16 protein-coding genes and 1 pseudogene are annotated in these 23,422 nt (G+C 49.2%); 6 read left to right on the top strand and 11 right to left on the bottom strand.

Going from position 1 to position 23,422, the window contains the following annotated elements:
- Positions 1–195 precede the first annotated feature (195 nt).
- A complete protein-coding gene (locus tag CUZ56_RS05935) occupies positions 196–849 on the bottom strand; it encodes an HD domain-containing protein (protein ID WP_239442097.1) in 654 nt (217 codons plus the stop codon).
- A gap of 152 nt (positions 850–1,001) precedes the next feature.
- Positions 1,002–2,255: a glycoside hydrolase family 3 N-terminal domain-containing protein gene (locus CUZ56_RS05930; protein WP_239442095.1), complete on the bottom strand. Its 1,254-nt coding sequence runs from the start codon at positions 2,253–2,255 to the stop codon at positions 1,002–1,004.
- A gap of 670 nt (positions 2,256–2,925) precedes the next feature.
- Here CUZ56_RS05930 and CUZ56_RS16455 point away from each other — a divergent pair.
- The 4 genes and pseudogenes from CUZ56_RS16455 to CUZ56_RS05915 all read left to right on the top strand — a co-directional run.
- Positions 2,926–3,108, top strand: a pseudogene (locus CUZ56_RS16455) (phage integrase central domain-containing protein); the annotation flags it as partial.
- 12 nt (positions 3,109–3,120) lie between these two features.
- Positions 3,121–3,717, top strand: coding sequence for a tyrosine-type recombinase/integrase (locus CUZ56_RS05925; protein WP_239442093.1), 597 nt, complete (start codon positions 3,121–3,123; stop codon positions 3,715–3,717).
- Between the two features lie 65 nt (positions 3,718–3,782).
- Complete coding sequence (locus CUZ56_RS05920) at positions 3,783–4,700, top strand: GreA/GreB family elongation factor (protein ID WP_126979187.1); 918 nt, start codon at positions 3,783–3,785, stop codon at positions 4,698–4,700.
- 37 nt (positions 4,701–4,737) lie between these two features.
- Positions 4,738–6,456, top strand: a complete 1,719-nt coding sequence (locus tag CUZ56_RS05915; protein WP_126979185.1) for a DUF262 domain-containing protein — start codon at positions 4,738–4,740, stop codon at positions 6,454–6,456.
- 401 nt (positions 6,457–6,857) lie between these two features.
- Here CUZ56_RS05915 and CUZ56_RS05910 read toward each other — a convergent pair whose 3' ends face one another.
- From CUZ56_RS05910 to CUZ56_RS05900, 3 genes are all read right to left on the bottom strand, one after another.
- The gene (locus CUZ56_RS05910) at positions 6,858–9,281 is read right to left on the bottom strand and encodes an SIR2 family protein (RefSeq protein ID WP_126979183.1); all 2,424 of its coding nucleotides are present in this window, start codon (positions 9,279–9,281) and stop codon (positions 6,858–6,860) included.
- 204 nt (positions 9,282–9,485) lie between these two features.
- A complete protein-coding gene (locus tag CUZ56_RS05905; RefSeq protein WP_126979181.1) occupies positions 9,486–9,884 on the bottom strand; it encodes a hypothetical protein in 399 nt (132 codons plus the stop codon).
- 6 nt (positions 9,885–9,890) lie between these two features.
- Positions 9,891–17,939, bottom strand: a complete 8,049-nt coding sequence (locus CUZ56_RS05900) for a two-partner secretion domain-containing protein (protein ID WP_126979179.1) — start codon at positions 17,937–17,939, stop codon at positions 9,891–9,893.
- 248 nt (positions 17,940–18,187) lie between these two features.
- Here CUZ56_RS05900 and CUZ56_RS05895 point away from each other — a divergent pair, with 248 nt between their 5' ends.
- A complete protein-coding gene (locus CUZ56_RS05895) occupies positions 18,188–18,472 on the top strand; it encodes a hypothetical protein (protein ID WP_126979177.1) in 285 nt (94 codons plus the stop codon).
- A gap of 88 nt (positions 18,473–18,560) precedes the next feature.
- On the opposite strand, the gene CUZ56_RS05890 is transcribed toward CUZ56_RS05895, so the two are convergent.
- The 6 genes from CUZ56_RS05890 to CUZ56_RS15990 all read right to left on the bottom strand — a co-directional run bounded on the left by CUZ56_RS05890 (position 18,561) and on the right by CUZ56_RS15990 (position 22,915).
- Positions 18,561–19,169: a hypothetical protein gene (locus CUZ56_RS05890; RefSeq protein WP_126979175.1), complete on the bottom strand. Its 609-nt coding sequence runs from the start codon at positions 19,167–19,169 to the stop codon at positions 18,561–18,563.
- A gap of 42 nt (positions 19,170–19,211) precedes the next feature.
- Complete coding sequence (locus CUZ56_RS05885; protein ID WP_126979173.1) at positions 19,212–19,967, bottom strand: hypothetical protein; 756 nt, start codon at positions 19,965–19,967, stop codon at positions 19,212–19,214.
- Between the two features lie 78 nt (positions 19,968–20,045).
- The gene (locus CUZ56_RS05880) at positions 20,046–20,951 is read right to left on the bottom strand and encodes an S-4TM family putative pore-forming effector (RefSeq protein ID WP_126979171.1); all 906 of its coding nucleotides are present in this window, start codon (positions 20,949–20,951) and stop codon (positions 20,046–20,048) included.
- Positions 20,952–20,964: 13 nt separating this feature from the next.
- Positions 20,965–21,429: a hypothetical protein gene (locus CUZ56_RS05875; RefSeq protein WP_126979169.1), complete on the bottom strand. Its 465-nt coding sequence runs from the start codon at positions 21,427–21,429 to the stop codon at positions 20,965–20,967.
- Positions 21,419–22,582: an SMODS domain-containing nucleotidyltransferase gene (locus CUZ56_RS05870; protein ID WP_204250836.1), complete on the bottom strand. Its 1,164-nt coding sequence runs from the start codon at positions 22,580–22,582 to the stop codon at positions 21,419–21,421. The genes CUZ56_RS05875 and CUZ56_RS05870 overlap by 11 nt, the downstream gene beginning before the upstream one ends.
- A 162-nt stretch (positions 22,583–22,744) precedes the next feature.
- Positions 22,745–22,915, bottom strand: coding sequence for a hypothetical protein (locus CUZ56_RS15990; RefSeq protein WP_204250835.1), 171 nt, complete (start codon positions 22,913–22,915; stop codon positions 22,745–22,747).
- A 178-nt stretch (positions 22,916–23,093) separates the two neighbouring features.
- On the opposite strand from CUZ56_RS15990, the gene CUZ56_RS05865 reads away from it, so the two are divergent.
- Positions 23,094–23,420, top strand: a complete 327-nt coding sequence (locus CUZ56_RS05865; protein WP_126979165.1) for a helix-turn-helix domain-containing protein — start codon at positions 23,094–23,096, stop codon at positions 23,418–23,420.
- The last annotated feature ends 2 nt before the right edge of the window (positions 23,421–23,422 follow it).

Below are 23,422 nucleotides of genomic sequence, written 5' to 3'. Positions count from 1 at the left end.
AAAAGATTGAAACGTGCCAGGAGGAAGGTAATACGCCAATGAAGCGGCCAAACGCCCTGAGCAGAATACACCGGCAAACTTCCGGTTGAAGTATTAAAGAAGGTTGTTTTTCAGCAAATCAAAGCGAGCCCTTGAATGCGTCTTTCACGCCAAATCGCATTGGCTACGCAACGACATACACTTACAGTATGCAGGCTATATTTCTGCCAGAAACTCCTGCAAAAACCATTGAATCTTCTCGTGCCTGGATTGCGCCATCTGCACCCCGGTTTCCGTCTGGAAGCCGGAGGACAGTTTCAACAATTTGGCATAAAAATGATCAATGGCAAAACGCCGGTCATCCAGCCCCCGATACATTGCGGTGGGATCTTCCCGGTCGTACAGGGCACTGCCAATTCGCCCGGAAATATAAAAGCAGCGCGCAATGCCGACCATGCCTATGGCATCCAGCCTGTCAGCATCCTGCAAAATCTTCGCTTCCAGCGTTCGCGGCACGATCTTAGCGGAATAACTGTGCGCCTCAATCGCATGGGCAATATCTTCAATTTGTTCCTGGTCCCAGTCCAACCGGGTCAGTATGCGGGTAGCTTCTTGTGCAGCTAGCGTTGATGCCTGGCTACGTAAAGGTGAGTTCTTTTCAACGACCACACAGTCATGCAGAATGATCGCAGCCAGCACAATGCCGGCATCGCCACCCTCGGTACGCATGATCGTGCTAGCGTTTTTCCACACCCTTTGAACATGAGAAATACCATGCACGCCATCCACATGCTTAGCCTCAATAATGGGAATAAGCTGTCTGGCAACCTCCTGGAATGGGGAAAACTGCTGATATTGATCTTCGGTCAAAAAAACACCCTCGCTACAACAGTGTATCCGACTGGAACAGCAACGCGTCTGAGCCAATACAAACAGCCTGCATTTTATACACTGCGCCGCATCCATGCCCGCAACAAACCTAAACCGCTACGTAATAAGCTAGGATATGTATTTCGCAGAACTCACGGCCACAGTCTTCTCAAACGCGCGTCACTGCGCTGGAGCATATCTTTGTCAAGCGATCCGCTTTCGTAGGCCTGAATAGCGCAGAACATCATCTCATAATATTTCTCGTAATCATATGAAACCAGCAACAGGTCCACGCCTGCGTTCAAAGCGCTGACCGTCACATGGCAAAAACCATGGCTATAGGCAGCACGCATGGTCAGGTCATCGGTGATCAAAACACCATCATGCTGCCAGCCGTTACGGATAATGCCTTGAATCACTCCTTTTGAGAAAGATGCCGGATTTTTCTGGTCTACCTGGCTCAATATCACATGCCCCACCATCAGCAGGACATCATTCTGGCGAGCAACTTCTCTGAAAGGCACCCAGTCATTGTGCTGCAGTTCATCTGCTGCCACATTCAAGCTGGCAGAAAAATGGTGCGTATCACTTGTTACCCTGCCCAGCCCAGGAAAATGTTTGAGTGTGGCTAACACGCCCTGGTTTTGCAGGCCTTTCACATAAGCACCGGCTACAGCGGCTGTCATGGCAGGATCAGCTGAAATAGCCCGTTGGGAAATCATGCTGTGAAAATCCAGCCAGTTGGATGTATGTTCCAGCTTCAAATCAACCACGGGGCTGAAGTTGACCGAAACCCCCAATGCAGCCAAAGAACGCCCCTGTCTCTCTCCATACGCTTGCGCATTTGCAAGCAGTGCTTCCTGCGTATCACTGTTATCTATAACTGAAGACAATGGCGGCATTCTTTCCAGCGGGGGAGACAAGTGGGAAACAATGCCACCTTCCTGATCTGTCGCCACAATCAGGGGACGCAATCCGGCATCAGCCCGTAAACGCTGCAGCGCTGCAATTTCCTGCTGCAATGCCTCAAAACTTTTCCCCTCTGTATTGCGACGCGTTACAAATATCCCGCCAATCAGCCCTTTACTGACCAGCGGCTGTAATTCATGTACATCCTCATACCCCACAATAAAGTGCTGGCCTAACCGGTCTGCTACAGCAGCATCAACACGCATCACCGCATTGCGCCTATATTGAAAAGCACCCTCCCCCCAAAGGGTGAACATCACCACAGCCAACAGCAGTGTCAGACTTATAACACGTCGAATATGACGGAATTTCAAAAAACAGAAGGGAATCAGAACGCAGGCAATGAGCAGTAAAAACGGTGTTTCATACGAGCGGTATGCAAACAGATAAGGGCTTTTCAGATGTATGGACACCACCAGCAGAGCAAACAAAAACAACCAGCCCAACCCATGACACAGCACTTTCAAAATGCTTTTTATACGGCTAAAGGTCAAAGAGAAGGTCATAGACTCTGGCAAAACTCATCAGAAAGAAACGAAGTATAGCGTTTCCGGCATAAGCACTGATTTATTTCAATATCGCAATACCCCGCCGAATCGATTATCAGGCACAACCTGAGGTGCTGCACAAAACAGGTATGCAATACTTCTTTGGATTGGCTGCGTATGCGTAATGCAGTTCATTTACTCACGAAAAAAATTCGTAATACAAATCACTGGAAGAGTCTGAATTGTGGGCCAGTCATTGATCTGCTTGAAAAAGTCTTTTGACTTTGACTACCTACTGAGTTCTTTCAAGTTGTTATTTTGTACCCTTGGCATTGTTATACGGTACTTTATACATAACCAGTCGCTACAGGTTCTGAAAGCGTTAGGATAACTTTCACTGAAGGACAACCACTATGAAAGAAAGTTTTTTTAAGCTTATAGCAACCTTAATCATCAGCGCATCAATCGCCTGTTCCACATGGATTCTTTATTGGACTTTTATTGTTTTTAAATACATTTTTGTTTTTTTAGGCCACTCAAATTGATGTAAAGCCCCACATATAGTTACAGCAGCCATTTATCTTGCTGGCTTTGCAATAGTGATTACTGGTTAAGTACATATGCTTTCCCTGTAATTGGTACATTGCCTGTTGACTTAGTAGATACGCCTTTATTGCTCAAGATTTTGGAGCCTATCTGGCAAGAGAAAACGGAGACGGCTACCCGGGTTAGAAACCGTATTGAATTAATTTTGGATTGGGCTGCAGCACGCAATTACCGCTCAGGCGAGAACCCTGCGCGCTGGAAAGGTCACATGGATAAGCTGTTGCCAGCCAGAAGTAAAATTCAGCGGGTTGAGCATTTCAAAGCATTACATTATAGAGATATACCACAGTTTATAAAGCTTTTGCAGCAACGCGAAGGTGTTTCTGCCCGTGCAGTTGAATTTGCTATTTTGACTGTGGCGCGCTCTGGAGAAATCCGTGGGGCATTATGGAGTGAAATTGATTTTGAGGAAAAGCTTTGGATTATTCCTGCCAGGCGTATGAAGATGGATAAAGAGCACCGAATTCCTTTATGCGACAAAGCAATGAGGCTTCTCAATCATCTCCCCCGACTGGATGGATGTGATTTTGTTTTTCCTGCGCCAAGGTCAAATAAGGCTTTATCGGATATGTCTTTGACTGCTGTGCTTAAACGAATGGATTACCAGGGTATTACGATGCATGGCTTCAGGTCAACTTTCAGGGATTGGGCTGGGGAAACAACACACTATCCAAGAGAGGTCATTGAGCATGCTTTGGCTCATAAACTCAAAGATAAGGCTGAAGCGGCTTATCAAAGAGGTGATATGCTGCAAAAACGCAGATTACTGATGCAGGAGTGGGCTGACTTTTGTGACCCATACTAAGAACTTATCCGTAAATTATGCGATACTGCTGTATTTCGCCCGTGATGCGACGCAGGAGCAAGTAAATGAACGTGCTGTTCACCCGCGCCAAGAAGTCAATCGCCCTGTACACATCTCTTCGTCCCGAAGACATCGTGATGGATGGCACTACTCCGGACGGCACCAAGGCGCTGCGCAATTACCTCGAGTACGCCCGCACAGGCTCGTTGCCGACCATCGAGGAAACAGACCGCGAACCAGACAGTGATTTCGAGATCTCCGTCATGGACATGCTCAAGATGCGTGGCTATGAAGTCACCCCTCAGCTCGGTGTGGCGGGATACCGCATTGACATCGCCGTCAAGCATCCAGACGCGCCAGGATCGTATCTGGCAGCAATCGAATGCGACGGAGCAACCTACCACTCTGCTTTGTCAGTTCCCGATCGTGACCGCATCCGTCAAGAGATCCTTGAAGCTCTTGGCTGGTGTGGTCGCATTTGGCGCATCTGGTCAACGGACTGGTTCTGCACTCCACGACAAGAAACCGAGAAGCTCATCAACTTCCTTGAGTATTTGCGCGAGAGCTGGAAGCCCGAGCACACATCAGGAGACGCCTGGATCGAAGAAGGACAAGGTGCTGGACAACTCACTGCCCGGGTGACTCAGCAAATTGAATCGGTTGCGAACGCTGTTCAAGCTGAGAGGGAGCGAGAAGCGATTAGCTCTGTACTGATCGACACAGAAGATGACCTCGAAATCGAGGTAGGTGACGTAGTTCGATACATCGATCTTGCTCGTCCTAACGACGTAATGACTGTCCAGATCACCAGAGGTAAAGATAACTTTGCCAACGGGATTGTGAATGAAAGCCGCCCTCTGGCACAGGCAATACTCGGGGCTGTCATAGGCGACGAGGTAGTGCTTCACCTTGCGGGAAGCACATCCAAGACGTTCCAGGTCATAGAAATAGTTCAGCCCGAAACAATAACCAAGATGAGTTGAGCGGACCCGGCGTACGCAAAAGGGAAAGAAAAACACAATGGCCAAGACACTTGAAGCCCACGACAAACTGATCCGGGAGATCTTCGAAGGCAGCTACCAGTTCGAGATTCCGGACTACCAGCGCCCCTACGCTTGGACAACCGAACAGGCCACAGAGCTGTTCGATGATCTGTACTCGGCGATGCAGGACGCGCGTGTCTCGGGGGCCAGCAGCCAATATTTCCTCGGCAGCATTGTTCTGATCAAGAACGACCGGGACCCTAAGTCATCGGTGGTCGACGGCCAGCAACGCCTGTCTACGCTCACGATGCTGTTCGCCGTGTTGCGCATCGTGATGCCGGATGCTGCAGACGACATCACAGACTTCCTCTACAAGAAGGGCAAGGTCAGTCTTGGCGAGAAAAACGAGTACCGCCTGACCGCCCGCGAGGAAGATGCCGACTTCTTCCGCACCAATATTCAAGAGCCGGGTGGCATCGCACAGTTGGTCGCCAGTACGGACAAGCTGAAAGACAGCCGTCTGCGTTACCGTGAAAACGCCACGCTGCTGCTCGAAAAGGCCAAGGCGCTTCCGCCTGCCGACCTCATTGCGCTGTGGCAGTTCCTCGCCAACGACTGCTCGCTGGTTGTCATCTCCACGCCCGACCTTGAAGCCGCCTACCGCATCTTCTCCGTACTCAACAACCGGGGACTCGACCTCGCGCCTATCGACATCATCAAGGCGCAGGTGCTGGGCCTGATCCGCACCACGGCAGGCGACGTCAAAAGCCGCGCCTACGCAAAAGAGTGGAGCCGGATCGAAAGCTCACTGGGACGCGACGCCTTCGGTGACCTGTTTGGCCACATCCGCAGCATCTACGCCAAGAAGAAGCAGAAGTACATCCTGGTCAAGGAGTTCCAGGAGCACGTCACCGAGTACAAGACCCCTATCGACCTCGTCGACAAGGTCATCAAACCCTATGCTGAAGTGTGGGACTTTGTGCGCGATGCCGACTTCGAGGCCACCGAACATGCCGAAACGATCAACGAGCACCTGTCTTGGCTCAACCGTGTGGACTTCAAGGACTGGGTGCCCCCGGCACTGGTTTACTTCAAGCGCTTCCGGCAGCAGCCCAAATTGCTCGCAGAGTTTTTCCAGTCACTGGAACGCCTGACCTATTTCCTGCTGGTCACCAAGGTGGGCATCAACGAGCGCATCGAAACCTACGCCGCGCTCACCAAGGAAATCGAACCGGAGACCTTCAATGAGGATCTGGCTGCGCTCACCACGCTGGTTCTGACTGACGCGCAAAAGGGCAAGTTCGTTGCGGCACTCGATGGGGACGTTTACGACGATCTGCCCAAGGCACGGATGGTGCTGGTCTTACGCCTTGAATCCTTGGTGCGCGCCCCCGGCGTGCAGCTTCAAGATGCCGTGTCTCTGGAGCACGTTCTGCCGCAAACCCCGCCCGACGGTTCGGACTGGATCAAGTGGTTCCCGGATGAAGACGAGCGCGATGGCTGGACACACCGTTTGGCCAATCTGGTTCCGCTGGATAGGAACAAGAACTCGTCTGCCAGCAACTACGACTTTGCCAAGAAGAAGGACGCCTACTTCAAGGGCAAAGGCAAGGCGTCGCCCTTCGTGCTGACGCAGGAAGTCAGATCAGAGAACGAGTGGACGCCCACGCTTCTGGCCGAACGTCAGAAGCGCCTTGTGGGCGTCCTCAAAGACCATTGGAATCTCGTCGTCGCCACAAGCACGGCGGCGAGCTGAGGAATGTATCGATGCAGAAGAAACAACAACAAGACCAAAGCCAGATCAAGTGGATTTGCTATATCGCAAGCAATCAAACTCATGGGAATGCCCTTCCGCCACAATTCCCATATTCTGGTTTTGCGCTCATGTGTCATCGCTCCATAAATGCTTACCATCATACACCTCCAGATATTGCTACTCTCCAGATATTGCTACTCTCCAGGTGTTGCACTGACCAGTTGAATTCGCCTACGCTTTTGCGGGGGGATTACCGTCATACCTTTCGTCAAACCGCATTCAAGCCCGAATTACCTTACTCCACGACAATTCATTGGCACACTGAACTATGATTTAGCAACCACGGCCAAAATCTCTGATTCCTAGTAGTCGGAATTTCTCAGGCAGGTCAATACTGAACGCTAAGACTCTTCATCTGTAATATTATGCGCAGCAATTCGTCGCTGATAGCGCATAATCATTTTGGTAATCTCTGGATCCCCTAGACGTACTTCTGCTTTCTTTAGTAAATCTAAGGCAGTATCATAAACCATATGGGATCCGGTAAGGCGAAATGTCTCAACACCTAATTCGCAATAAGCTCCTAGCACTGATTTGTTATTTTCGAATTGAACGCTAGCAGTTGCAGCCAACTCTCTTGCTTGCTCCAATATTGCAACTCGATCTTCCTGAAGGAGATCAGCTGTATGAGTTGCACGAGCAATTGACAAAAGGATTCGATATCGAATGACTGGACCGTCACGTTTAAAATCTTTCTCAAATATTCGAATTTCGGATTCGGCTTTTTCAAACTCTCCAAGCTCGATTAGATTTCGGATTAGGCGGTGACGGGGGACTCGTTCTCCAGGAGCGATGGACATCATTTTGCGAAGAAGCGTATTTTGGATCTGTTTATCAGGGATAACAGACAGTCCAGATTCGATATTGCACAACTCTCGAATTGTTCTAATCTCAATGTCATACGTTGGAGATATTTGATCAATTACTTTATTGAAAAGATCAATAATTTTTCCCGTTTCAAAAAATTTATATTTTGCAATAATACTTGCTATTACATAGTGCCGCACCCTCCATCCATAAATGCCCTCGACACGGTTAACTTCATATTCGCTGATAATCTCGTCTAGGCACGCTAAAAGGTGCGATATTTCGTTTGTAGGAATACTTAAAAGACGAATTACAAGTTGCCTATGTACTCTGATTCCAGCGTATTCCATTGCAGCAACTGACCGATACACTTCCTGTTCTCGTTCGTCCAAACTTGCATATTCTCTGAGGATAATATCATCGAACTTTTCTGATGCAAAAATGTTTTTTAAGCAAACAAACATATCCGCTTCACATCTATCAATTAGTCGCCGTCTTTGTTCATGCAAAGAAAAACCACCAAAACCAGCTTCAACTAGACTACGAAGCAGTGGTGCCGACTGTACTAAAGTTAGAAGCCTATCGATTTCCTGACTTGTAAGTTTGGATAACCCAAATTCTTGGCCAAGTGCATAGATACTTGGAGACTTTATACGAGGGACCCAATGGTTGCGAGTAGAAGTTAAAATAATTTTTAAGCTATTCTGTTTGTTTGCCGCTAGCCTGTCAATTAAGTCGTTTACTTGGTGTAGATGAGAATGAGCGTCATCAATTAATAGCACACCAGACTTTTGGGAAGAAGAGAGACGTTGCGCAACACCTAGCCACTCATTCACATTGAGCGGATGATCAGTTTTGTGTTCCCATGTATAAAATCCGGTTGCTTTTAGTTTAACTATAACTTGGCGAGCAGCAGTCGTTTTCCCGACGCCACTCGCTCCTAATAGCACCGCACAAACCTTGTTTTCTTGTTTCAGATATTCAAAAATCTCTGAAGCAATAGTACGATCAAAGGTATAACCAGCTGCAAGCTCTGCAAACTTGGCTGGCCACCCATTGAATATTGCACTAACATCTGCTTTAGATGCGTCAAATTCGTCTGCAACAACATAAGAAACCGGTCTCAACGATGGAAATGAATCAAGTATGTCACCAGTATCAATATGAGCAGTTAAATAGTCTGGAGCTTTGGAGGACAACGCTGCGAAAAATTCATCTAACCCACCGAAAGCAATGCGTAAACCACGAGCTTCAAATAATAATGCCCGATTCAGATCTTGTGTGTGAAGAAGGAGACTGATTCTTCCTCCAGCCATTGCCTTCTGATTAGTCTCAATAGCTTTTTGGACAATATCCTTAAGATCTGGATCAGCCAATGATTGCCCTACTATAATAACTTGCGGGCCTGACGTAAGGTCTGTCGCCAATCGTAGATAAAGAGCTTCCCGATAGTCCTGTGTTTGATCATAATCCATGTCAGTTAAAATTATTCGCGATGCATTCCCATCAGATATGTCTTTAGCTATAGTTCCATGAATTTTGAAAAGCTTTGTTGCGTTTGGGTCGTCATGAATTGTAAAGTCAAAATTAGATGAAAATGATATAAGACTTTTACCAACTCTTTTGTAAGAGTCTTCAACTAATTCATCGTAATTTGTTGAGTAGATACTTTTCCAATTGTAAAGAGGCAAATTAAGGATTGAACCCTTTGGGCGAAGATTTTTGAACTCCTTTCTAAGGAGAGATATCAGTTCTTTCCTATTTCGCTTTCTTTCAGCCAGTCCAGATATTTCTGCCAAAGTTAATCCATCAGGCGGAATACCAAATTCTGTGCTGATCTTTTCTATGAGCATAGCAACGGATGGGGAACCTGATGGAATTGATGCCCCTGCCCCAAAAATTAACACTGTTTGTTCTGGAATAGTATCATTAACTAACTCTTGTACTGAAGTCGGCATATGTCTCCCTGTAAATTAAAATTTAGAATCAATAAACTCTCTTATCTGTTTTAATAGTTTTTCAAATGCCCAAAGCAACTATACAGGCTAATGTAAAACTGATCAGTAAGGCATATAGGCAAAGCAGAAACTGGACACAAATTGACATGATGTTTTGTATCAGTCGGGTAGGCCAATCGCCACTTTTATGCCAGATTATTATGACTAATTTTTAACGTAGTTTTCTTTTACGATCCTAATAATTTTTTGCGACTCCTCGTCTTGCATGTCTGGAATATTTTTTAAATTCTCACTATTTGAATAAAAATCTTTATAGAGATTTTTTAATCTATCAAATACATTTTCAGTAAAAGGATCATCTAAAATAAAATCAACTTTATGCTCATAAGCACAAAAAAATAAGGCTGTATAGGCTTTAAATCTTTCTATCTTATCCGACGAAAATAGCTCAGAGTCTATTTCCTCATATAAAAACGAAAACGCTTGATATTCATTAAGTCCATATTCTTGAATAGCCTCTGTATATATTTCTCTTGAAAACTCCAACCCTTTTTTAAAATTATCAAATCGTTTCCATTGACTTGTTTTCGTAAACTGAGGCATAGTTTATCAATCCCTAGTAAATATATTCAGTTGGATATTAGGATAACGTTCTCTGAACTGCATAATGACGGTTGTACAGCTAGGACAAACGACTTTTTCTGATATTAAATTAACTGTACCAGTTGCATTTGTATTTGGCCCAAGTTTTTGCGCTAAATTCTCTAAAATTTTAAATTCTGTATCAACATCTCTAAAATACGCCCCCGGACCGCCAATAAACTCTGGACTTGATTTTTGTGGTTGCAGCGCCCATGTATCTACATTACCAGATGGTTTTCCAACAAATCCATCTTTATCGGTTTGATAGCCACTAAATGCTTTTGTTATAAATGGCTGATCTGCCAACTCTGGAATGTTAATTTCTGCCACAGCCACATTTCCTTTGTTCGGAGGTAACCCTTGCCGTGCTTCAGCCGCCAAACCATTCAACCTAGCTTGCACTTCTGGCGCAGTCGAATTACTCAGATATAAAGGTGTCGCTGTGCTAGCATTCGCATTCGATGAAGAAGGCGTACTTTCCGAAGAAGCACTCGGCCTGACGGTCTTGCTGCCCGTATTGCTGAGCAACTCCTTGCCTACCAACTGGCCTGCCTTGCCCACGCCTACAATACCGGCAACAGGCAGTGCTGCATCTGCCACCGCCAGGTTGCCTGACAGCAGAACGGTGTTGTCGCCATATATCTGGCTGAGCAGTGATGGCCCTGGGGTGAGTTCGCCGCCGATAGCCTTGACGCCTTCAGCACCGGCCTGTATTCTCTCAGCGATGACTTGCGGGTTTTCTACAGCGTTGGCAAACGGTTTGCCGATAGCGTCCATGTACAGGGTGTCAAACAGGAAGGTCGGGCCGGAAAGCAGCCACGCAACGCCTTCACGCTCTCCCTGATAGGCACTCCATTTGTCCCACAGCCCCTGTGGCAGCCCGGTGAGTCCCCGCCATTCGTTTTCGAGCATGACCTGTGAGGTGGATTTGTCGCTGTCACGGATAACATACTGTTCGTAAAAGCTTAAGTTGCCGCTATTGTGTACATCTTCGGCAAACAGGTAGGGCCGGGTATACTGGTCACCTGTGGCGGTAAACATCTGCTGGGTGGCATCGCCTTCGCTCAAGGTGCCTGCGCCTGAGAGGAAGGCCGCAGCTTGTGTGTTGTAGGCGTCTTTGCCGCCGAATTTTTCGTACCATACCCAGTCGATCTGCATCAGCGCCTGCCGTGCCAGTATGCTGGTGGCTTCTTCTTCACTGATGCCTTGCTGGTTGGCAAACTCTTGTGCGTGGCGTTTGATCCAGGCGATTTCGTCTACGTGCAACTGCCGGTTGTTGGCGTCTGTATTGAACGCTGTCGTCGCGCCCTGTTCTCCCCCCGTGAGGTAGCCCAGGCCTGCCGATACGCCCGCGCCTACGGCTTCTTTCACACCCGGGGGCAGGTCAGCTGTGAGGTCGTCGAGTTGTCCGGCAATGAGGGCGCTGCTGCCCGCACCGGCGGCACCGCTCCAGTCGCCACTGAGACCCCCAACAATGGTATGCGCCAGTACCCGGTACGCGCCACCTTCTTTCCAGTTGCCGTACATTTCTTGCGCCTGGGTACGTAATTCTGTCGCGGCTTGTGGATCGGTGGCTTCCAGCAGATCGGCCTGGGCCATCATGGACAGGGCTTGTCGTACTTTGGCGGTTGCGAAGTTGCCTACACCTTGCGAAGCCTGCTGCCCAAACGCCGCAGTAATTTCCGCACCGGCCTGCATGTCATCCATCAGCTGCTGCGCGTCCCAGTTCTTGTCTATGCCGTTCACACTCTGCCCGGTGCGTACACTGTCGTTGATGGCGGCAATCGCTTCTTCTGCCGTCTGTCCGGTTCTGCGTTGCTGTTCTTCTTCGTTGGTGATGGTGATGCTGCCGGTGCTGATGCCGGCGATGGTGATGCTGCTGTCGCTGCCGCTGTCGCTGGCATATCCTACCGAGTTACCCGAGAGAGCCCCAACGGCTGACTGCATGCCGGGTTTGTCTGCCAGATTGGTGTCTGCATTGCTGGTGTTGTAGCCGATGCCAATCGAGCTGCCTTTGGCGTCATAGTTGCTGTTGTTGGCAAGCTGGCTGATGGTGAGGCTGCCGGTGGTTAACTGGTTTTTGTTGTCGTCTACCGCTGCTTGCGTGCTGGCAATGATGGCGCCTTTGAGGTCGGTGTTGCCGGCGACGGTGATGTCAAAGCCGCCGTCGCCTGCCATGATGCCGGCGTATTCCTGTGCGCTGGCGTAGTTGCCGTCGACATGGCTTTTGCCGCTGCTGACGGTGCCGCCAATCCCAGTGAGCCCGGTGCCGATGGTCAGTGAGCCGCCGCCGCTGCTTTGCTGGCTGTGGTGCAGGCTGGTGTCTTGCAGGGTTTGGATGTTGAGGTCGCCGCCGATGTCGGCCCGCACGGTGTTGCCGGCGACCTGGGCGCCGATGATGTTGGTATCTCCCCCGCTGATGAGGGTGAGGGTGTCGTCGGCACTGACGTGGCTGTAGGTCCAGCTGTTGTCTGCGGTGTGACTGTTGCCACTACCCTGGCTGGCGCTGGCGGTGATCCCGATGTTGCTGCCGATGGTCACACCCAGTGCGCCTGAGTTGCTTTTGTTGCTGCTGCTTTCTGTGGCGGTGTTGGCAGCCGCACGGATGTTGATCTGGTCGTTGGCCGCGAGCACAATGTTTTGCCCGGCTGTGATGTCACTTCCCTGGATCAGGATGTTGCCGCCGCTGTAGGTGGGTTTTTCTTCACTGCCTTGCGTGGTGTCTGGTTTGCCTGTGGAAGGATTTGGATTGCCTGTGGCAATGAGATTGATGTTGCCCCCGGCGTTTAGGGTGGAGCCTTTGGCGCTGTCGCTTTGTTGCAGGGTCTGGCTTTGTGCCTTGGTGCTGCCGATGCTCACGGAGAGTTGCAGCCCGGCGCTGCCGATGTCGCCGCTGGAGAGGGCATCGCCTATGCCCTGGGCGTTGTCCATGATGTCGCTGGCGTTGTTGGCGATGTTCAGGGCCGCAGCACCGGCGGCCAGTGCCTGCATGCGTGAGTCGCTGGTGCGGTCTGCCGCATCGCTCATTTGCTGGGTGTATTGTCCGGCGCTGATGATAGGGCTGCTCACACCCAGTGTGAGGCCGCTTTGTTGATATTCGTAGGTCTGGTAGCGCTGGCTGGTTTCGCGGGCTTCAAGGATGTTGATGTCTTGCGCGACGACGTTGATGTCGCCCTGTAGCGCCAGGAGGTCGCTGCCTACCTGGTTGTAGCTGCCTTGTTGGGCCAGGATGTTGACATCACCTTGCAGGCTGCCGACGGTGGAGGCCACCGCATAGCTGTTGTCGACGGTGTCAGTAGTGGCGGTTTTTTGGTTGCCAACGGTCAGGGATGCGCCGCTGGTGAAGATACCGCTGCGTTTTGTGGTTTCGTCAGCTTCGGTGTGGCGGGTGCTGGTGCCCGAGACGATGTTGATGTTGCCTTGCTCGGAAGACAGGTTGATGTCATGCGTGGCAACGACACTGGAGGCCTGGATGGTGGTGTCGCCCCGGCTTTGCAGGTTGATTTGCTCGGCACTCAGGGTGGAGCCAATGAGGTTGCCTTCGGTGATGTTGTAGCGGTTGTCGTAGCTGCTGGAACCCAGGGTGCCGTTGAATTTGGCATAGTAGGAGGCGTCCCAGCTTTGCTGCGCTTCTCCGGCTTCAATATGAATGGTGTCGGCAGCAGCGTTCATAGTCCCACTGTCGCTTTGGACGCCGGAGGCGCGCAGGTGCAGGTTGCCGTCAGCGATGAGGTTGATGTCGCCCGTGCCTTGTATCTGGCTGCCGACCTCAGCACGGCTGGCTTGAGCGCGGCTGTTGCGGGCGTCAAAGTTGAGGGTTTGCTGGTGCTCGGTGGTGACGGTGGACAGGTCGATGTTGCGCCCGGCGACCAAGTTTGTGCTGCCCCCAACCGTGGTCTGGCTGCCGTCTTCGGTGGTGGTGGAAACGGTGGCGTCATTACCAATGTAACCCGCACGCAGGTTGATGTCGCGCCCGGCGCTCAGCAGGATCTGACCCTGGTTGCTGCCGGAGGGTTCACTGGTTGTGGTATCGGTCGTGGTGTCAGATGAGACACTGCGGGATTGGGCGCTATATGCAGCGGGCTGTTGTTCGGGCGGCTGCTCAGAAGCAAGCACTTGCCTGCCGCTTAAGTAGACGCTGCCGATGTTGCCGATGCCGTTGCGCTGGCCGTTGATGTCGTAGCCGTCTACAACGGTGGAGGCGATGTTGATGTCTCTGGCGGCAGCCAGGGTGATGCTGTTGTCCCCTGAGATGGTGCCGCCGATGTTGTCAATGTCGGTGGCTGACCTTAAGACAACATCGCCGCCGTGCAACTGGCCGATGCGGTTTTGCAGGTAGGCGACATCGACAAACAGGCCTTCACGCCCGGCGATGGTGGCGTTGTTGTTCAAGGTGATGGGGTTGCCTTCTGCTGAGGTGATGTAGACGTTGTTGGCGCTGATGAGCGAGCCGCCGGCGGTGATCATACTGGTCCCGCCCCGGGTGTAGAGCTGGGGTACGAGCACGGTTTCTGTGCTGCCGTCGGGCAGGGTGACTTCAGTGCTGACGAGCCACACGATGTCGCCGGTGAGTTGCGCCATTTGTTCGGCGGTGAGCGTCACACCCACGGTGAGGTTGTATTCCTGAGCGAATTGAACGCCTGCATTCATCAGCGCCTGGTATTGTGCTTCATCACTGAGGTAGCCTGCCAGGTAACGATAACCGGTGAGCTGGCCGATCTGCTCGCGGATCAGTTGTTGTTCGTAGAATCCGTCGCCCAGGCGCTTTTGGGTGGCCGCCGGATCGAGCCCGAGGGCGGCAAGCATGTAGTCAGAAGTGAGCCAGGTGCCGTAGCTGGCAAAGCGTGGGTCGGTTTCTATGAGGTAGTTTTTGCTGCTGCCGGGGTTGATCTGGTACAGGCTGCTCGCGGGGATGCGGGTGTTGGGGCTTGCAGCCTGGATCAGGTCGCCATTGGGAAGCTGTACCACAGGTGTGTTACCGATCTGCGTGCCGCTGCCTTGTACGGTGGTGTTTGGCTGTGGGGTGGCGACGATGAGGCTGTACTGACTGGCGGCGTCGCGTTCGTTGACGGCGACCGGCGGTGTCCAGCTGCGCCCGCTGGCGGTGCGGATGGTGGAGATTTCGCTGCCGATGCGCTCGACGTAGTTGACGCCGGTGGCGTCTATGGTTTGTACGTTGCCGGTGGTGGCAATGATGCTGCCTGCGGTGATGCGGCTTTTGTCGTTGACGAGGTTGCCGTCCAGCAGCATGCTGCCCGCAGCGCTGATTTGCCCGGGATTGCTGGCGGTGACTTCGGTGCTGTATCTGGTTTCGGTGTATTCGCGCAGGTTCTCCATGCTGATTTTGCGGGTGAGGAAGTCTGCGTTGAAGTCAAAGATTTTGTCGTTGAGTTGCTGGTACAGGGAGCGGTTGCTGTCCTGCCAGGCGGTATAGTCGCTTAAGTACTGGTCGTAGGCTTGTTGCTGTGCGTTGTTGCAGGTGGTGCTGCCGTTGCAAATGGTGGCGGGTTGCCCGGGTTTGGCACTGGGTATGGGAATGCCGAAGGTTTGCCACAGCTGGGTGGTTTCGGGTTCATAGTTGGCAGGGTTGCCGTCGTCATCGAGCGCGGCAAATGGCAGGCCGCCGCGCTGGTACAGGTAGGGATAGTCTGCCATCGGGTATTTGCTTGATGGCAGCATGAGGAAGTAGTGTGAGCTTTCACCAATGAGCGCGATGGTGGAGAGGATGTCGCTGCCTTTGCCCACAATCTGGAAGCTGTAGTCACCATAGGCACCTTCGCTGAAGTAGACAATATCTTCGTTATCAAACAGGTATTGGCCGATGATGTGGATGAATTTGTCCTGTGAGCTTTGCGCGCGTTCCTCGGACTGGAAGACGGTGTTACGGTTCTCGATGCTGGCAGCAGCAATTTGCATGTCGTCCAGGGCCTCAATCACAGCACCGTCGTTATAAACTAAATTTGCACGGCCTTGCGCAATGTGGTTCTCATCAAGCGAACCGCCGATAGACATGTCGCCGGCACTGAAGATGACAGCATTGTTCAGATTGGTTAGCGTTGCAGCGCCAATATCCATGCGCTCACGCGCGGCAATGACTGCACTCTGGTTGTTCTCGTCGCGGTTGGTGAGCGTTCCCGCCTGGATGCCGATGTGGTTGCCGTAGATACGTCCGCTGCCCAGGTTGGTGAGCGCATCGGCAGTAATATAGGTGAGGATGCCGTCGATGAGTCCTCTGTTGGTGAAGGTGCCTGCGTTGGTGCCGGTGGCAGTGATCTGATTGGTGCCTGCGCTGATTTCGCCACCGGACAGGTTGTCGATGCTGTGCGCAGTGATGCTGGCGGTGTTACCAGCGAGTATGTCTCCGGCATTGGTAAGCGTCCCGTCCACGTTGAGCAGGAGGTTGCCATCGGCGATGATCTGGTTACCGGCCTCAGCGGTGTAGTCGCCTTGTACCGTGATGTCAGCATTGGCTTCGGTGAGGATTTGTCCGGCTCCGTTGAGGTCGCCGGTAGTGATGGCAAGGTTGCCGCCGCTGATGATGACGCCAGCGCTGTTGTCAATGCTGCCGGTGCTGATTTGGGCCTGCCCAGCCGCAGAGATGAGGCCGTTCTGGTTGTTGAGTTGGCTGTTGACGGAGGTGTTCGGGTTCAGGCCCTGGATGTGCAGGTTGCCCGATGCAAGCAGGTCGGCCTGCTGGTTGTGGATGGTGTCTGCCGTGATGTTCAGGTCTTTTCCGGCATGGATGGTGGCACTGGTGTTGGTGAGGGTATTGGCTTGCAGGGTGGTGTTGGCACCACTGAGTATCTGGCCCTGGTTGGATAGTAGCTGTTGTGCCGTGGCATTGAGCTGGCCTTGGGTGTCGAAGCTGCCATCGGTTGCCATGCCGGCGGCAATGAGTCCGTCTGCGGTGTTGTGGATGTTTTGCGCATTGAGGCTGACGTTGCCAAGCGCTGCCAGCGTGCCCTGGTTATCCAGCTGGCCGTTGCTGTTGAGTACCAGTTGCCCCTGGGTGTAAAGGCTCCCGGTGTTGCTGATGCCACTGGCCGCAGCGACCTGGATGCCGCTGCTCCCGGCTACCGAATGGCTGCTGTTAATCGTGCCGCTGTTGACAAGCATGCCGTCTGCGGTGACAGTGACCTGCCCGGCGCTGGCCCCGATGTGTCCGCTATTGCGGACTCCAACACCGGCTTCGGTGCCGATGAGGCGGATTTTGCCGGCGTACATGCCACCCAGTTGGGCCACGTCAATGGCGTACAGGGGTTTGCCACTGGCGTCTTCCACAGTGAGTTCAGTGAGTTGGATGGGGGTGCCGTCCGGTGCAAAGGTGCCGGTTCCCGCAGCGATGCTGAGGTCATTGGCCCAGAGTCCCGAATTGATTTCTACGGCCCGGGCGATGATGCGGGTGTAGTCGGCAGTGGAGGTGTCCAGTCCCGCCCCACCAATACTGACTCGCCCACCGCCAACGCGGTAGGATTCGAGGTTACCACTGTTGTTAAAGACGGGCGTGCCGGTGGTGAGGGTGACGCCGGCGGCGTTGATGAAGCCTGCACCATCGACTGAAATGCCGGCCGGGTTGGCAATGATGACTTCGGCCCGCTGGCCGCCGACTTCGATGTAGCCGCGCAGCAGCGAGGGGTTGCCGGAGGTGACTTCGTTCAATATGACACGGGCGGCACCATAGGGCAGGTTAGGATTTCCCTGTATCCAGCCGCCTAACTGGGTTTGGGTATTAATAACACTGTTGTTAAGGATCAGCCCCTGTTGCTGGACGTTGAACTGGTGGTACTGGTTGCGGCTCACGCCCGAGCTGCTGGGCGCAGTGATGTTGACAACAGGTACACCATTGCCTGCACTGGTCTGACCAGGACGGTACTGCCCGGCATTCGGGTCAGGCACCACCTGGGCAAAAGCAGCACTCAAAGGCGTGAAAGCAACAGCGACTGACAGCGCCAGGCAGGTTAGCTGACGTGACAACACAGCAGACGGGTGTTGGCAGTATGGGTTCTGGTGTTTCATGGTGATCTTGTTTTTATGCAATACACTGTCCCAAGGTCTTTTGTCTGTAGACTTCGGGATATTGAAATGTTTGTCAAAGTCGGACGGACTGCCGGATCGTCCTGATGAAGGGGAATCCCGAAATTTTAAGTCTGATGGTAATCACAGGTTATTTTTACCATCATTGCGGTATGTTATCTGTTGTGGTTTGCCGACATGAGCATGTGACAAACTACCGGTTTTAAAGGGCGTTCATTGGAAGGATATGGATGTCTTATACCGAACGCCAGGACACACCCGAACTCGTCGAGAGCAGGAATACGATCAAGGCGTTTCGCGGCGATAGGGTGGATTTTATTGCAATCGCCAAAAAGACCAGGCGCAGTTATACGCTGGTGAAGTCGGTTGTGCAGGGCAAGGCCAGAAACCGCTTTATTTATGCCGCGCTGCTCAAGGTGGTCAGGAAAATTCACCTGACTCCCAATCAACAACTGATCAAAATGATGCTGGATAGGCAACTTAAGGGTGACTGGATCAAAAAGCATATTCAATAATATTGCTTACGCCCGTAATTTTTAGTGATTGGAAGCAGAAGGCATGATAAGTGTTTTTGGCAAAAGCATGATTTATTTCACGATTCTATCAAAGCAATATTTGTTGCTTACTCACAGGTTTACGCTTCACAAGCCGTTCTGCAGCAAGAACTCTTGTTCCCCAGCTTAAACACATATATGCATAAGATCCAAAAACAGGAATAGTAACGAGCAACAAAATAACAGCTGTTCCAATATTCATTGTTATATAAGGCAGCAATAGCCATGGCGATAATGCAAGAAGACAAAAACAGAAATAAAGGAGAAGCGCGACAAGTTTTCTCCAACGGCGATGCCATATGGCTTGGTATTTTTGTTTAAAGACAATTTGCTGACCATTTTTGTCTTCTTTCAATTCAATATAGCGATTTCCCTGAATAAAATCATTCAATGAACGTGTAGGTTCCTCAAGAGAAATGACAAAGTCAACCTCTTTAGCTTCAATCCATTGCTCACATGCGATTGCCTGAAAGCCTTTTTCGATTGCAAATGGATGCATCTCCTTGTTATTTTTAACATCGTTAAGAAATTCTTTGGCAAATTTGTATTCTTCACGCATGTGGCTTTTTCTGCCTCTTGATGCATCAATAAATAATTTCATCAATGTAAAAGATCCAAGAAGAACTGTAATGAGTTTAAAAATAATTTCTGTGTTCATACATATGCCCCTGTTTAATTTTGCTAAAAAGCTATTTATTTTTCAATGAGATATTGAAAGTTGGGAAACAACAGGAAAGGATGGATAACTTTGGATTTCATCTGCAAAAGACTCATCTAATGGCAATGGTTGAAATTTATTTTGAAATGCATCGTTTAACATGGTTATCAACCCTACATAGGTCAAAACAGTATCAAAACCATCTGTCTCTAGCTCTTTTGCGCATTGCCAGGCCCAGGTTTTCCAGTAAGTAACAGATAAGCTTTTCATGGGTACACAGATACCCCTAACTTTCAAATATGTCATCCAGTCCATATGCACACCGCCAATTAACCTCTTCTCACGCTCTCGTTTATATAAAACACGTTCAAACCCTGCTCCATAAGAAGCATTGATACTTTTTTGAACAAGAGCAAGACGTATGAAATAATGTGACGTATGCTCATTAAAGCCGAATTGGGGATGTAAATGATCTACCTCAAAGCAACCAAAATTACCTATATCATCAATATCGAAAAACTGATGGAAAAATAATCGGAAAGCCTTGCGGTAACATCTATATGTAACTCTGACCCACAATTCTGGATCGGAATCCTCTTTTTGAATAACCAGAGCAGATGTTGACCTCGCACCTTTAAGGGAACAAAGGTGCCAACCATAATCATCGGCATGCCGCTTGAGCCTTTCAGGGGTTGTTGCTATAAGACATGTCGCCATTTGGGCTCTGAAATCTACCAAGATTGCATAATTTTGATTCAATAAAAACTGATTTATGGATGATGGGTGTTTTTTAGCCATAGTTCATGTCTCTTATCTATATTGCTTGTTTCCGCTCCAGTAAACGAAAACTAATGAAGAATATATTTCATTGGTTTTTTACTTATCACTATTTTTTGCCAGTTCTTTTACCCAATGCTCAGCTCCCGCATTCATTTGCCCTTCCATTGCAGGACGGCATCTCTTATAAAACCAATCAAATATGAGAGGGTTTGATACACGATGGTTATAAATGGCATCTTGCAACTCACGTGACCAGGTACTAATCTTTTTTTCTGAACCATTTTTACGTGAGCATTCGAAAAGAGATATTACCTCTTTATCCAGCTGAACCAATAAATCAAGACTGTCTTTTTGCCGATTGAACTCCTTAAGTGTCCAGATCACGATCGGTGCTAGCGGAGTCATTGCAGATAGCACAAGTGACTCCATAGAACAATTTATCCATAAAGAAATAGTTATTACAACCAATACAATTAAAATTACTCCACCCAAAAGAAGTCCTCTATAGCCTTTACGCAATTCCCCGTCATACCAAAGGTTCGTTCGCTGACATACCAATCTAGCTAGATGTAATGGTAAATTTCTAACAATATCTGGATACCAGCCTAGTAGTTCTTTTTCATCTTCTTCACTAAACTGCTTGCGTGCATGCTGGAATATTTCCTCCGGTTGAACTTTCTTACCAACCAAGAACGAATTCCAGTCCATTTCAAGGACATTACAATCAAAATCTTCTTTTAATTTTGCTGCTGTTTTAAGCTGTTGTTTAAACCAGGGTTCAAATACCAAGGCCTCTAAAAAAGCAATGATAAGTGCAATAAATGCAACCCATGCTTCAAAAGCAAGGTTCAAATAATTATTAATGAGGCTAATGAAGGGGAGAATAAATGCAACCACTAAGAAAATCGCTTGCATCTTTTTGGCTTGGCTATAAATTAGCCGCTGCGCACGCAACAAATCCAACATGGGCTTTTCTACTTGTTTAATGGCAATATTGTTCATAGCATCCTTGTCCTTATTTTCTAGAGCCCCAACGTTTTTCGCGTGTTTGTGGATGCTCCCCCCCACCTTCCCACATACCTGTTGCTAACCAATTCTCAAAATACCATAGCCATTCTGATGTCCATGCGATATATGTATCAGTCAAACTCATCTGCGATTGCCATTCGCGCTCTTTAGGCAACCACAAACAAAGCCTTGTTCCTGCTCTTTTACTAGGATAGACATGAGGTAAAGGAGAATCACCTGCTAACACTTTAAGGTCTGGGGATAGCACATACATTTCAGGAGAATAAGTATCTGGAGTAAGCCGCAATTCACATTCATATAAGCGCCCGAATTCACTTGGCGCAATATGGAATCGATAATGTAGGGAGCGTCCGGAGAAAAACTTTAATTGTGCACCTTCAAAAGGTAACGCCCTTAATTCTGCTGCCCGCTGTGCTAATGTTGGTGGAGGTCGGGTAAAGCTACATGCCATGTCCCTCTCCAAAAAATGTATGAGGTCGTGAGGCTACAGTCGCAGGTATTGCTGCAAAGGATGGCACAAACGATGTTTTCCCCGCATTTCTTATAAGCTGTTTTTGACCGACTAAACTCTGTTGAACAGCGTTTACGCTGCGTGGACCAAAAGCAGAACCAAGTGCCTTTAGTAAAACATCCATGCCGCTATGATTTTCAATTGCAGAAAGGATAGCATCCAGATCGTTAATCAGTTTATGATGCCATTGCCAAAAAGCCTGTTGTTGAACTGGTGAGTTCATGCCTTCAGCCAAATTACTCTGTGGCGCAGCTGGATTAGGTAATTTCCACTCTTCTGAACCATCCGGCAAACGAGTTCTCTCAAAGCATCCAGGCATACGTTGTGCAATGTCAAGTAAAAGTTCCAAGGGGCTTTCGTGTGGTCGTGGTGCCTCCTGTATGTAAGCCATTGCAGCTAACGTTGTGAGAAAGACAGAAGTGGGTGCCGCATCAGCTTTTCTTTGAGCAGGACCAAAAGCAATATTGCGATGCAGTTTTATTAATTGGACAAAACGACAAAGTATTCGACTCAGCACCTCATCAGCATCTGGCAAGGGTTCTACTTCCGCCTTGGCCATTGAATCCATAGCTTCGGCAAACTGCACACCAGCAGTAAAATTAGGAGAGATTTGTGCTGCTGTTTCAAAGAATTGAGCATATCCTCGCGGATTGGTTGAAACAAAACGTAAAAGAGCACGATCTGGAATCAATCCGTGAGTATCACCATATGGCGCTGCTAACAAGGGGGAGTCAATCACAGGTGCTATATCTGCGCACATCCCTCCAGCGTACTCTAATGTCATACAACGCTCCCAACGAAGTAAGCGAAGCTGGCATCGCTGTGCATACTGAAATAGAGCTCTGTATAAATGCTCCAGTAATATTGCCGGACCTTGTTCACCGTTATATTTAAGCCGAGCATTGGCGTTTAACCGAGCAATCAAGTCGATATCGAAACCTTGGCGGGTGTCATCCCAGGGTCTGATAATCGTGCCCAATTGACGGGATCCGTGGGCGTGAATCTGAATAAGATTATCTTTAAATTCTGGACATGTCGATAAAAACTCACCTGTGCTGTTGTATGAGCGCTCCAGTTCTGCCAACTGGCTCATAGTCGGCTCATGTGCCTGTGCAATAGCATCCATCAAGTAGAACAAACGTGCTGATGAGTGTATTGGGATACTAGGTCTTTGTGAGGAAGCTATTGGTTCGTAATGCACAAAAACTCCTTATTCAATAAGTATGGTTTCAGATATTTTCAAAATTATCTAAAATCAGTTACCGCTTTTGTGTTTGGTCACATCAACCAATTTGTAGCGTAGACCTGGACGAGGTGTAGGAGGCAAAGGTTTTCCTTTTACACCAGTGACTTCAGTACCTGTACCAGAATTCTTATATTGACCAGACTTCGGTGCAAGAGTACCTGGTTTGAGTGTTTTTCCCATAACTGTTTCCCTTTTGTGTAACATACTTACAATATTTCAATTTTCCGTAAATCACACCTCAGATTAAGAACAAATGGACAAAATTCAAATTGCATAAAAAGTTCGGAAGTGTGATAATTAATATTATGAACATCAGACTATCGAATGTCAAGTATTTTTTATATCGGAAATACGAACAATGCCAACATTAGGTGAAAAAATCCGCATGCTGCGGAAAAAAGCAGGTTTCACATTGGAGCAATTTGCTGAAAAAATTGGAGCATCCAAGTCTTCAGTATGGGAGTTGGAAAATAAAGAAAAAGCTCGCCCTTCTGCCGAACGGATAAATGAAGTAGCTAAAGTTCTGGGAGTCACGCCTGAATTTCTAATGAACGATGATGTAGCTGACCCTTCTATTGCAGTTGCCGATGAAGCATTTTTCCGTAAATATCAATCTTTAGACAGTACAACTAAGCAACAGTTACAAGATATCCTTAATGTTCTTGATAAAAAGGGCTTTAATTGACA

The organism is Saezia sanguinis, from assembly GCF_003991585.1.
GTDB lineage: Bacteria > Pseudomonadota > Gammaproteobacteria > Burkholderiales > Burkholderiaceae_C > Saezia > Saezia sanguinis.
The sequence above is the reverse complement of the archived record's forward strand: the minus strand, read 5'-3'. Positions and strand labels throughout refer to the sequence as shown.